The organism is Micromonospora parastrephiae, assembly GCF_016802865.1.
Lineage (GTDB): Bacteria > Actinomycetota > Actinomycetes > Mycobacteriales > Micromonosporaceae > Micromonospora > Micromonospora parastrephiae.
Genome location: NZ_JAEVHM010000186.1, coordinates 1 through 10,847, shown reverse-complemented (window position 1 = coordinate 10,847; position 10,847 = coordinate 1). Strand labels below are relative to the sequence as shown.

The 10,847-nt window shown below is 74.3% G+C and carries 13 protein-coding genes and 1 pseudogene; 8 read left to right on the top strand and 6 right to left on the bottom strand.

Going from position 1 to position 10,847, the window contains the following annotated elements; translation table 11 throughout:
- The first annotated feature begins 198 nt into the window (after positions 1-198).
- The 4 genes from JNW91_RS25850 (at position 199) to JNW91_RS25835 (ending at position 3,994) form a co-directional block, all read left to right on the top strand.
- Positions 199-1,401, top strand: coding sequence for a hypothetical protein (locus JNW91_RS25850; protein ID WP_203177971.1), 1,203 nt, complete (start codon positions 199-201; stop codon positions 1,399-1,401).
- A 95-nt stretch (positions 1,402-1,496) separates the two neighbouring features.
- Complete coding sequence (locus JNW91_RS25845; protein WP_203177970.1) at positions 1,497-2,369, top strand: PHP domain-containing protein; 873 nt, start codon at positions 1,497-1,499, stop codon at positions 2,367-2,369.
- Positions 2,370-2,410: 41 nt separating this feature from the next.
- Positions 2,411-3,025 (top strand): MarC family protein, encoded by a 615-nt coding sequence (locus JNW91_RS25840; protein WP_124819967.1) that lies wholly within the window; start codon positions 2,411-2,413, stop codon positions 3,023-3,025.
- 141 nt (positions 3,026-3,166) lie between these two features.
- The gene (locus JNW91_RS25835) at positions 3,167-3,994 is read left to right on the top strand and encodes a RecB family exonuclease (RefSeq protein ID WP_238425707.1); all 828 of its coding nucleotides are present in this window, start codon (positions 3,167-3,169) and stop codon (positions 3,992-3,994) included.
- A gap of 21 nt (positions 3,995-4,015) precedes the next feature.
- On the opposite strand, the gene JNW91_RS25830 is transcribed toward JNW91_RS25835, so the two are convergent.
- Together JNW91_RS25830 and JNW91_RS25825 are read right to left on the bottom strand one after the other, a co-directional pair.
- Positions 4,016-4,879: an oxygenase MpaB family protein gene (locus tag JNW91_RS25830; protein WP_203177968.1), complete on the bottom strand. Its 864-nt coding sequence runs from the start codon at positions 4,877-4,879 to the stop codon at positions 4,016-4,018.
- A 62-nt stretch (positions 4,880-4,941) separates the two neighbouring features.
- Positions 4,942-5,370: a Fur family transcriptional regulator gene (locus JNW91_RS25825; protein WP_203177967.1), complete on the bottom strand. Its 429-nt coding sequence runs from the start codon at positions 5,368-5,370 to the stop codon at positions 4,942-4,944.
- 192 nt (positions 5,371-5,562) lie between these two features.
- Between JNW91_RS25825 and JNW91_RS25820 the strand changes: the two genes are divergently transcribed.
- The gene (locus JNW91_RS25820; protein WP_203177973.1) at positions 5,563-6,045 is read left to right on the top strand and encodes a DUF2231 domain-containing protein; all 483 of its coding nucleotides are present in this window, start codon (positions 5,563-5,565) and stop codon (positions 6,043-6,045) included.
- A gap of 8 nt (positions 6,046-6,053) precedes the next feature.
- Here the strand turns inward: JNW91_RS25820 and JNW91_RS25815 are convergent, their stop codons facing one another.
- Positions 6,054-6,443: a hypothetical protein gene (locus tag JNW91_RS25815; RefSeq protein WP_407664383.1), complete on the bottom strand. Its 390-nt coding sequence runs from the start codon at positions 6,441-6,443 to the stop codon at positions 6,054-6,056.
- Positions 6,444-6,469: 26 nt separating this feature from the next.
- Between JNW91_RS25815 and JNW91_RS25810 the strand changes: the two genes are divergently transcribed.
- Positions 6,470-6,652, top strand: coding sequence for a hypothetical protein (locus tag JNW91_RS25810; RefSeq protein ID WP_203177966.1), 183 nt, complete (start codon positions 6,470-6,472; stop codon positions 6,650-6,652).
- 41 nt (positions 6,653-6,693) lie between these two features.
- Here JNW91_RS25810 and JNW91_RS25805 read toward each other — a convergent pair whose 3' ends face one another.
- Positions 6,694-7,293 (bottom strand): flagellar biosynthesis protein FlgA, encoded by a 600-nt coding sequence (locus JNW91_RS25805; RefSeq protein ID WP_203177965.1) that lies wholly within the window; start codon positions 7,291-7,293, stop codon positions 6,694-6,696.
- A gap of 146 nt (positions 7,294-7,439) precedes the next feature.
- On the opposite strand from JNW91_RS25805, the gene JNW91_RS32680 reads away from it, so the two are divergent.
- The gene (locus JNW91_RS32680) at positions 7,440-7,727 is read left to right on the top strand and encodes a hypothetical protein (protein ID WP_238425709.1); all 288 of its coding nucleotides are present in this window, start codon (positions 7,440-7,442) and stop codon (positions 7,725-7,727) included.
- Positions 7,728-7,741: 14 nt separating this feature from the next.
- Here the strand turns inward: JNW91_RS32680 and JNW91_RS32675 are convergent.
- Both JNW91_RS32675 and JNW91_RS25795 read right to left on the bottom strand, forming a co-directional pair.
- Positions 7,742-7,948: pseudogene (locus JNW91_RS32675) on the bottom strand (FmdB family zinc ribbon protein); the annotation flags it as partial.
- Positions 7,945-8,622 (bottom strand): 5-formyltetrahydrofolate cyclo-ligase, encoded by a 678-nt coding sequence (locus tag JNW91_RS25795; RefSeq protein WP_203177963.1) that lies wholly within the window; start codon positions 8,620-8,622, stop codon positions 7,945-7,947. The gene JNW91_RS25795 and the pseudogene JNW91_RS32675, both read right to left, overlap by 4 nt.
- 84 nt (positions 8,623-8,706) lie before the next feature.
- Here JNW91_RS25795 and JNW91_RS25790 point away from each other — a divergent pair.
- Positions 8,707-10,847: GGDEF domain-containing protein (locus JNW91_RS25790; protein ID WP_203177962.1), on the top strand; the 2,141-nt coding region annotated here is incomplete at its 3' end.

Genomic DNA, 10,847 nt, shown 5'->3' with positions numbered 1-10,847 from the left:
GACCTGCGTCAACGGCTCGCGCACCACCGTGCCGGTCAGCGGGGTGGAGGTCGCCACCGCCTTGGTCATGGCCGTGCTCGCGATGAGCGCTCAACTGCTGGTCGGGCTGGCCGGGCAACCACCGCTGGGGCAGGCCGTTGAGCTGACGTTTCCCCCCGGTCCGACAACCTGACGGGCCGCCCGCCGCGTCCATACGACGTGCGGCTTGACGAGCTCGAAGGCGCGGTGCGGGAGACCCTCTCGCGCCACGTCGGCGTTGCCCGTCCGCTCGGCGCCGACCCGGCCGGTCAGGCCATCCGTCGTGCGAACCGGATCCGGCGCCGGCGTACCGCGGTCGGCCTCTCCCTCGCGGCCGTCGCCACCGTCGTGGTCAGCACCGGCATGGCGCAGTTCGGCCCGGGCTCCGACCGGCAGGGCTCACCCATCGTCGTGATCGGCGACCCCGACCCGTCGGTCCGGCCGCTCCCCACGGCCACCGTGCCCGCACCCATGCCCTCGCCCGGAACGTCCGCGGACCTGCTCGTCGGCGGCACGTTGATCAGCGCCGACGGGGAACGGCTGGACCTGCCCAGCGTCGGGCCGGCCGAACGCGCCCGACCGCTGCCCACCGGCGGAGGGTTGCTGGTGATCGGCGCGCCGACCACCGCCGGCCGTTCCCTCTGGGTCGCGCAGAACGACGGGTTGGTGCAGGTGCTGCTGGCCGGCGCGGGTCGGATCGTCCTGGCACCCGACGGTCGTCAGGTCGCCTGGCGCGACGGCAGCGACCTGCTGGTGGCAGGAGTGATCGGCACCCAGCTCATCGGGTCGGTACGTACGCCGGCGCCGGCCGGGGCGGAGCCGGTCCAGTTCGTCGGCGACAACGTGCTGGTCCGGCTCGATCCGAACGCCCCCGGCCACACCCTGTGGCGACCGGGCGCGGACCGGCTGACCGCGGGCGGCGACCACAGCACCCTCAACGTCTACGGCACGCTGCCCGACGGCCGGTTGATCGGCCAGGTGGTCACGAGCGATCCGCGCGGCACCTGCCTGGCCGTGCTCGACCCAACGCCCGCCCTGAAACGGGTACGCACCGGCTGCGGCCCCCAGCTGAGCCCGGACGGCGCCGGTGGGGTCTCACCCGACGGGCGGTGGCTCCTGGTGAACGGGCGGGTCGGCAAGGTCAGCCGGTCCCTGCTGATCGACCTGCGCCGGCTCGGGCCGGACACGACGGCCGTCTCGGCCGGCCCGCCGGTGACCGGCGCGGTCGCCTGGACGACCGACTCGGACGCCTCCTACCTCGACAGCGCCGGTCAGCTGGTGCGGATCGACGTCGATCAGACGCGGGCCGGGAATCCGGCCGAGCCGACCCCCGTCGCCGACGTGCGAGCCGGCGACCGCCCGGTCCTGGTCACCGGTTCCTGACGGTGGTGCTGATCCACGTCCGACCGTGGTGGGCATCGTCGCGGTCGGGTCGACCTCCGGCAACCCGGTCGGTGCTTCCTCGGTAGCGTCGGGCCGTGACCTCGCGTACCGGCCCGGCGCCCCGGATCGACCTGCACACCCACTCGACGGCCAGCGACGGCACGCTGAGCCCGCCCGAGCTGGTCCGCGCGGCGTCCCGAGCCGGGCTGGACGTACTGGCGATCACCGACCACGACACCACCGCCGGCTGGGAACCGGCCGTGCGGGCGCTACCGCCGGGGTTGCGCCTGATCAGGGGAGCGGAGCTGTCCTGCCGCTGGTCCGGCGTGCAGCCGGCGGTGCCACTGCATCTGCTGGCGTACCTGTTCGACCCGGACCATCCAGAGCTGGTCGACGAGCTGACCCGGGTCCGCGCGGCCCGCGAGGAACGCGGCGAACGCATCGTCGCGCTGCTGCGCGCCGACGGCATCGATGTGCACTGGCCGGACATCCTGGCCGGCGCGGGCGGTGGCACCGTGGGCCGCCCGCACATCGCGCAGGCGCTGATCCGGGCCGGCCTGGTCGGCAGCACCGGGGAGGCGTTCGGTCCGGACTGGCTGGGCGAGCGGTACCGGCTGCCCAAGGAGGACATCGACGTGTTCCACGCGGTCCGGCTGGTCCGGGCGGCCGGTGGGGTGCCGGTCTTCGCCCATCCCCGAGCCACCCGACGCGGCCGGGTGGTGCCCGACGAGCTGATCGCCGAACTGGCCGCAGCCGGGCTGGCCGGGCTGGAGGCGGACCACGAGGACCACAGCCCGGCCGAGCAGGCGCACGTACGTGCCCTCGCCGCCGAGCTGGGCCTGCTGGTCACCGGCTCGTCGGACTTCCACGGCACCCACAAGACCGTCCAGCTCGGCGCCTTCACGACCGGCGTCGAGGCGTACGAGCGGATCGTCGACGCCGGGGTGACCGAGGTCGCTTCGGGCTGATCCGAGTATTTCGTCCACCGTGGCGCGGCTACGTTGCTCACGTGGATCTGAAGCTGTTCGGCGAGGTTTTCGTGACCCTGCTGGTGATCACCGACCCGCCGGGCATGATGCCGATCTTCCTGGCGCTGACCGGCCCGCTGCCCGCCCGGGACCGCAACCGCGCCGCCTGGCAGGCGGTCGCGCTGGCGCTCGGCGTCATCGTGATCTTCGCGGTGGCCGGGCAGACCCTGCTCGACTACCTGCACGTCGACCTGCCGGCCCTCCAGGCCGCTGGCGGGCTGCTGCTCGTGCTGGTCGCCCTGGAGCTGCTGACCGGTAAGGCCGACGACCCGAGCCAGCAGGTCACCTCGAACATCGCGCTGGTGCCGCTGGGCACCCCGCTGCTGGCCGGCCCGGGCGCCATCGTGGCCACCATGCTCTTCGTCCAGCAGGCCGACGGGCTGGGCGAGTTCACCGCCATCGCCGTGGCGATCCTCGCCGTGATGGTCGCCGTGTGGATCGTTCTCCGCTTCTCCGGCGGAATCGTGAAGATCCTGCGCCCCGGTGGCATCGAGGTGCTGACCCGGATCGCCGGCCTGCTGCTGGCCGCGATCGCCGTGCAGCTCATCGCGGACGCCGTGGCCGCCTTCGTCACCCAGTACGTGAACATGGCCTGACCCGGAGCACCCGCCCTGTCGGGGGTGGATGGCAGGATCGCAGGCGTGCGACGAGCCTCCTCAGCCGGACGACCCGCCGCCGGCGGCGGCCGGCCCCCTCAGCAGCGCGCCGGTGGCGCCGAGCAGCTCGGTTTCGAGGGCATGCCGGAGCGGCTGTTCGTCTGCACCCCGAGCAAGCTCGGCGCGTACGCGGACTGCCCACGCCGCTACCGGTACTCCTACGTCGACCGGCCGACCCCGCCGAAGGGGCCGCCGTGGGCGCACAACTCCCTCGGCGCCAGCGTGCACAACGCCCTGAAGAACTGGTATGCGCTGCCCACCGAGCGGCGTCGACCCGAGGCGCTGGCCACCCTGCTCAAGGGCACCTGGGTGCGCGAGGGCTACCGGGACGACGACCAGGAGCGCGCCGCGTTCCGGCGGGCGTTGGGCTGGCTGGAGGCGTACGTCGAGACGCTGGAGCCGGAGGCCGACCCGCTGGGTGTGGAGCGGGTGGTGGCCGTCAAGACCGCGGTGCTCGCCTTCAACGGCCGGACCGACCGCATCGACTCCCGCCCCGGCCCGGATGGCCCGGAGTTGGTCATCGTCGACTACAAGACCGGCCGCACGGGGCTGGACACGGACGACGCGCGGGGTTCGCAGGCGCTGGCGCTCTACGCGTACGCGGCCGAACGGGTGTTCCGCCGACCGTGCCGTCGGGTGGAACTGCACCACCTGCCGACCGGCACGGTCGCCGGCCATGACCACACCGTCGAGTCGCTGGCCCGGCAGTTGACCCGTGCCGAGGAGACGGCCCGCGACATCATGGCCGCCGAACGGGCGGTTGCCGACGGCGGCGACGCGGATGAGGCGTTCCCGACGGCGCCCGGCCCGCGTTGCGGCTGGTGCGACTTCCGCCGCCACTGCCCGACCGGCGCGCAGACTCCCGGCAAGGAGCCGTGGGCGGCCGTGGACCGTCCCGCCGACGGTTGACCTGAGACGATGCGGGGTCGGTCAGCGGGCCAGTGACGCGCCCGCCTGCCGTTCGGCCCTCTGCTTGGCCGCCTGGATCAGCGGCCCCTCGAGGTAGCGGCGGGGCACCGCGGCGAACGCCAGACGCAGGGCGCGCACGGTCAGGTCCGCCGACAGGGCGGTGGTGGGCAGTCCGAGCCCGCCGTACATCCGGCGGGCCCACGCCGGCAGCAGCGCGAGCGCGGTGCCGGCGATCCCCAGGTACGCCCAGCGCGGCGGGCCGAGGGTGAGCCCCAGTCGGGCGGGCAGGCTGAGCTTCCACGGCAGCGGCGGGGCGGTGAGGAAGAGCGCCGTCTCGGCGGCCTCCCGGGTCATCCGCAGTTGCGGCCGCACGGCCTCGTAGTACGCCGCCACCTCGGCGGCGGTGCCGGGGACGGTTGCCGGGTCCAGACCGACGAGCTCGGCGGAGCGGCGCTGCTCGGTGTAGTAGCCGTCCACCTCGTCGTCGGTCAGCGGCAGCCCGGCCCGCCGGGCCGTGCTGAGGAACGACTCGACCTCGGTGACGTGCACCCAGCGCAGCAGGTCCGGATCGTCGATCCGGAACTCCTCGCCGGTGAACGGGTCGGTGGCGCGAAGGCGGTCGTGCAACCGGCGCAGCCGGGCACCGGCCGCCTCCGCCTCGGCGGTGGTCCCGTAGACGGTGGTCGCCACGTAGCTGGCGGTGCGGACCAGGCGGCCCCAGGCGTCGGTGCGGTAGTTGCTGTTCTGCGCGACCCCGGCCATCGCCTGCGGGTGCAACGCCTGGAGGTAGAGCGAGCGCAGGCCGGCGACGATCAGGATCGGCTCCTCGTGCACCTTCCACGTGACCGAACCCGGACCGAAGAGGCCGAGGTCATCGGAGTCCACCGCCCAAGAGTGCCACGCTCGTGGCGACCTCGCTGGTCACCGGCGGGTGCTCTGCGGTGTCGTCAGCGGTCGGCGGACCGGCGGGACTGACAGGCCGGGCAGAGACCCCAGAACGTGACTTCCGCCTCGTCCACCTCGAACCCGTGGGAGGCGTTCGGCTCCAGGCAGGGGGCACTGCCGATCGCGCAGTCGACGTCGGCGATCTCGCCACAGCCCCGGCAGACCACGTGGTGATGGTTGTCGCCGACACGCGCCTCGTACCGGGCGGGACTGCCGGCGGGCTCGATGCGGCGGGACAACCCGGCTCGGGACAGCGCCCCGAGCACGTCGTAGACGGCCTGGGTGGAGACCGAGTCGAGGCGTTCACGGACCCGCCGGGTGATCTCGTCGACCTCCAGGTGACCACCATCGGCCAGCACCTCGAGCACCGCGAGGCGCGGTCGGGTGACGCGCAGACCCCTCGATCGGAGCAGCTCCTCGGTACCGGACATGCGCCAATGACAGCACGTACGACCAGCATCGACAACCGGCGTACGGCCGGGGTGGCCGCGCGCACAGCCGAAGTGCGGGATCGATTGATGAACCCGAGCCTGCCGCCGCGCGTGTGTCCGTTCGAAAGCTCGTAGCCGGCCGGCCGACCGTAGGCTGGCGCTCCTGTGACCGTGATCCACCTGGAGGGTTCGATGTTCGAGGAGATCCTGGGTCTACCGGTCCACGTGCTGGTGATCCACGCGGTGGTCCTGTTCGTGCCGTTGCTGGCGGCGCTGGCCATCGCGTACGTGGGTCTGCCGCGGTGGCGGCACCGGCTGGACTGGGCGCTGGGCCTCCTCGCCGTGGCCGCCCCGGTGACCACCTTCGTGGCGGTCGAGTCGGGTGAGGCGTTCACCGACGCGCTCGTCGCCCGAGGCTTCCAGGGGCCGATCCTCGACCAGATCTTCGAGCACTCCCGCTACGGCGACATCCTGTTCCGGATCGTGGTGCCGCTCGGGATCGTGGCCATCCTGCTGCTGGTGGCGACCAGCGGGCATCCGCGGGTGCCGAGGCTGCCGGCGTTGGTGACCCCGGTGCTGGCGGTGGCCGTCGTCGCGCTCTCCATCGCCGCGCTCGTCTACGTCTACCTGACCGGCCACTCCGGCGCCGAGGCGGTCTGGGGCACCACCCTCTGACCCTTCGGTCAGAAGACGATCCGCGAGCAGAGCAGGCAGACCACCATCACCAACACCACCCCGGCCGCCGCACCGAAACCGTAGGTGACCCGCTGTGAGCGCTGTTCGGCCGCGTCGAGGCCGGCCATGTCCTGCGCGGGCAGCCGTCGGGGCGGTGTCGCCTCCAGGTGCACCGGCGGACGCCAGCCGGCCGGGGGCGGCGTGCTCGGCGGGGGGCCCGCGTACCCGCTCGTCGGCGCGGGCCGCCGCCCGGCGGAGGGCTGGTCCGTCGCGTCGCCGTCGCCGGTCGCGGGCCGCCGCCAGTAGTCGTCCGGGGTGCTGCCACCGCTGGGGGTCTCACGCCGTCCGACGCTACCAACCAGGCCGGCTGCCCGGTCGCTTCTGGCCGGCGCGACCACCGTCGGCTGCGCTAGTCTTGCCGCTCGTGAGCACCGAGGACCCCGGCACGCAGGGCACGCGCGGCGACGACGACCGCACCGTCGACCTGAGCGACGACTTCGTGGTGCTGCCCGAGCAGACGTCCGACGACACCGATCGCGGCTGGGGCGAGCGGGCCGACGGCAACGACGACTGGCTGCTCTCCCAACGCCCCCCGCACTGGGACTGACCCCGGTGGCCCTCTCCTTCTCCTCGGGATGGGGCGTCGCGCTAGCCGCGGATGACGATGGCGAAACGGCTGCCCTCGGGTAGCCCGACGGCGCGTTGCGCCTGGTCGGGGCGAAGCGCCAGGTAGAGCGCCGAAGAGCCGTCGGTCGCGCCGCCGCCCAGCACGTCCAGCACCAGCGCTCCGGCCGCGAGCAGGGCCACCTCGGTGCCCGTCCCACCGGGCGGCGCCGCGAGCAGGTCGACCCGGGCGCCCGGGCGGACCACCGCCAGCGCGGCCGGCTCCGCCAACCGGACCGGCACCCCGACCGACCCACTGGGCAGCGGCAGCGGGCCGACTCTGCCGCCCGCGTCGGTCGGTGGCCGTCCGTCTCTGCCGCTGCCGTCGGTGGAGCCCGTCCCGGCCGGTCCGGCGGTGCTGGATTCGCTCGCCGCGTGCCCGTCGACCCGCGTGTCCGGACCGGTCGGTCCCGCCGGGGACGGCACGGCGTGGGTGGCTCCAGGACAGCCGGTCGGGGTGTCCAGGACGGCGGCGGCCAGGCCGAGCAGCACGGCGACCAGGGCGGCCCGGAGCAGGGTGGGCCGGCCGGGCAGGGTGAGTCGGCGCAGCGGACGCAACGCCCGCGCGGAGTCTGGATCGCCCATCGGCCCTGCCGCCTCCCGTCGGGGCGTCGCGGCGACACCCGTCGGCGGCAGGTTAGGCCGGTCGAGGCCCGGTCGGCCGCCGTCCGGACGTGCCTGTGGACAACCGGCCGGCCTGTGGACAAACGCAGCGGAGGGCTGGACCTGCTATGGAGACCCGGCCCTCGTGGGGCCGGGTGCCCGCGTGGGACCGGGTGGGCGGTCAGGAAGCGGAGCTGGCCGCCGGGGCCTTGCCGCCGCTCGACCCGCCGGACGACGACGACCCGGACGACGAAGATCCGGACGACGAAGATCCGGACGACGAGGACGACCCGGACGAGGACGACGACCCGGAATCCCCGCCCGAGGACGACGAGGACGACTCGGACTTGGCCGGCTTGCTGGCCGTGCCGCCGGCCGAGGTCTCGGACCCGGAGGCGCGGGAGTCGGTGCGGTAGAACCCGGAGCCCTTGAAGACGATGCCGACCGAGTTGAAGACCTTGCGCAGCCGCCCCTGACACGCCGGGCACTCGGTCAACGGCTCGTCAGAGAAGGACTGCACCGCCTCGAGCTGGTGACCGCACGCGGTGCAGGCGTACTGGTACGTGGGCACGTTCTCCTCCGGATCTGGGCTCGGCCAGTTGGCACTCGACGTATTCGAGTGCCAATGGTGCGTCATTCGCCCCGGGTTCGTCCAGCGGACGTGTGGGGCGCGACACCACGCGCCGTACCCGGGCCGCCGTCAAGCGTACGCACCCCGTCGGCGGGGGTGACCACCGCGCGGACCGGGCGGTCGTGCGGCTCCACGGGCAGCGCCTCGACCAGCTCCCCGTCGTGCAGCGGGACCACGGTCAGCGTCGCCACCGGCACGCGGGCCAGCGCCCGGTCGTACGAGCCGCCGCCGCGGCCCAGCCGCCGGCCGTGCCGGTCGACGGCGAGCGCCGGTACGAGCACCAGGTCGGCGCCGGCCACCGCGGTCACCCCGAACCGGGGTCCGTCCGGCTCCCGGATACCCCGACCGGCGGCGAGCAGACCCTCCGGCCCGGTGTAGGCGGCCCAGTCCAGATCCAGGTCGGGGAGGAGCACCGGCAGCAGCAACTCGGCGTCGGCGGGCAGCGCTGCCCGCACCACCGCCGGCAGGTCGGGGCCGCCCGGCTCGGAACCCACCGGCACGTACGCGGTCACCCGGCGGGGGCGGAGCCGGCGTACCAGGGCGACCAGCTCGGCCTGGACGCGCCGAGCGGCCGCGGCCCGGGCTGGGGCGGACATCGCCCGGCGGCGGGCGAGCAGCTCGACCCGGGCGTGCCGCTTCGCCACCCGGGCCACTTCCGCTTCATAAGAAAAATCCGGCACGCAACACTCCTGACGCAACGCCTCCACCACGGTCGCTCTGTGTCAGCATCGCAAGCAACGGAGGCGGAACTTCCGGGGGGACGAGTGACGCTACGCGGGCGGTTGACGGCAGCCTTCCTCGTGGTGGTGCTCGGCCCCGTCCTGCTCGGCGCGCTCTTCGTCGCGTCCACCGCCACCGCCGTGGACCGCAGCCGCTCCACCGAGCGCCTCGCCGTGGCGGCGTCCACCGTGCGTACCTCGGTCGACGCGCTCTGCCAGCAACTGCGCGCCACCGCCGACGCGGTGGCCCTGAACGGCGACCCGTCCGCCGCCGCCAACCAACTGGTGAGCCGAGGGCTGGCCGCCGGTGTGCGGATCACCGACGTGAACGGTCAGGTCACGTACGCCTCGGCCGGTGCGCCGTCGCCGCCCTGGCGGGACTGCTCCGGCACCGCCGAGCCGCAGCCCGAGCCGGTCCACGCGCTGGCCGCGCGGGTCGACCTGCGTGACCGGGCCGGCGCCCTGCTCGGCACGGTCGCCGCCGCGCAACTCGTCGACCCGGCCTTCGTGGCCCGGCTGGCGGCGGTCACCGGGGTGGCGGTCACCCTGCTCGGCGGTACGAGCAGCGACCGGGTCACCCACACCACCGAGTCCCGGGACGTCCGCGACGCGGTGCTCGCCGCCGCCAGCGCCGTCGACAGCGAGCGGGTCACCGAGACCACCGAGGGTCGGTACGTGCGCAGGATCGGCCCGTCCACCGGGCAGCCGCTCCCGCTGGTGCTGTCTGTGCCGAGTGAACGGCCACCCGGGCTGCACGTCACGTTGATCGGTGCGGTCGTGCTGGCCGGCCTGCTCGCCGTGCTGACCGCCTGGCGGCTGGCCCGGGTGACCACCCGACCGCTGGTGGAGCTGGCCAGCGCCGTCGACCGGGTGGCCTACGGCGACCTGACCGCCCGGGTGCCGGTCCGCAGCCGCGACGAACTGGGCCGGCTGGCCGCCGCGTTCAACCGGATGACCCGGGAGACCGGCTCGTACGTCGCGGCGCTCACCAGCAGCCGCGACCAGTTGCGCGGGCATCTCGCGGTGCTCGGCGACACCCTGGCCAGCACGCACGACCTGCAACGCATCCTGCGGGTGATCCTGCACAGCGCCATCGCGGCCACCGGCGCGCGGGCCGGCGCGGTGCTGCTCGTGGAGGCCGGCGGCATGCTCGCCGCGCAGTGCACCGAGGGACTGGACGGGCGCTGGCCGGAGGACGATCCGGACGGGCCACAGACGCTGCGGGTGCCGGTGGGCGTCGGCGTGGTCGGCGCGGTGGCCGCCACCGGCGAGCCGCAGCGGGGGCGGGTGGAGCCGACCGACGTCCTCGCCGGTGAGCCGCGCTGCCGCACGTACGTCGCCGTGCCGTTCGCCACCCCCGGCGGGCCCGCCGTCCCGGCCGGTACTCCCGGACCCGGCGACGAGACCGTTACGCCGGCGGCGGCGCTCGGCGTACTGGCCCTCTACGACCGGGTGGGCGCGGACGAGTTCGACGACGACGACCTGGTCACCCTGCGCACCTTCGCCGGGCACGCGGCGGTGGCGGTGGAGAACGTCCGGGTGCACGAGGAGGCCCAGCGGCTGTCGCTCACCGACCCGCTCACCGGACTGTGGAACTACCGCTACCTGCGCGAGTCGATCCGGCGGGAGGTGGAGCGGGCCAGCCGGTTCGGCCGGATGCTCAGCGTCCTCGCGTTGGACCTGGACCGGTTCAAGGACGTCAACGACACGTACGGGCACGCGGCGGGGGACACCGTGCTGGCCGAGTTCGCCAGGCGGGTACGCGGCGAGATCCGCGAGGTCGACCTGGCCTTCCGGCAGGGCGGAGAAGAGTTCGTCCTGCTGTTGCCGGAGACCGACGCCCGGGGCGCGGCGATCGTGGCGGAGCGGTTGGGCGCGGCCGTGCGGGACACACCCATCGCCGTCGAGGCGTACGCCGGGCCGGTCATGGTGACCGTGTCGGTGGGCATCGCCGTCTACCCGGACCACGGCAGCACCGGACGGGAGGTGCTGGAGGCCGCCGACGACGCGCTCTACGGCGCGAAGGCGGCCGGCCGGGACACCTACCGGGTGGCCGAGGTACGCCCCGACGTGCCGACCCGGGAGTTGCCCGTGCTGGCCGGTGCGGTCAGCCCACCGGACGGGCTGCCGCGCGCCGGCCGACCCGTGCAGGCCCACCGGGAGCCGGGCGGGCCCGCCCGGTCGGA

What these genes read in the sequence shown, in the direction of transcription:
- JNW91_RS32680 (WP_238425709.1), top strand. Translation starts at nt 7,440, where the DNA reads ATGGAGACCCGGCCCTCGTGGGGCCGGGTGCCCGCGTGGGACCGGGTG.
- JNW91_RS25820 (WP_203177973.1), top strand. Translation starts at nt 5,563, where the DNA reads ATGTTCGAGGAGATCCTGGGTCTACCGGTCCACGTGCTGGTGATCCAC.
- JNW91_RS25805 (WP_203177965.1), bottom strand. Translation starts at nt 7,293, where the DNA reads ATGGGCGATCCAGACTCCGCGCGGGCGTTGCGTCCGCTGCGCCGACTC.
- JNW91_RS25825 (WP_203177967.1), bottom strand. Translation starts at nt 5,370, where the DNA reads ATGTCCGGTACCGAGGAGCTGCTCCGATCGAGGGGTCTGCGCGTCACC.
- JNW91_RS25835 (WP_238425707.1), top strand. Translation starts at nt 3,167, where the DNA reads ATGCCGGAGCGGCTGTTCGTCTGCACCCCGAGCAAGCTCGGCGCGTAC.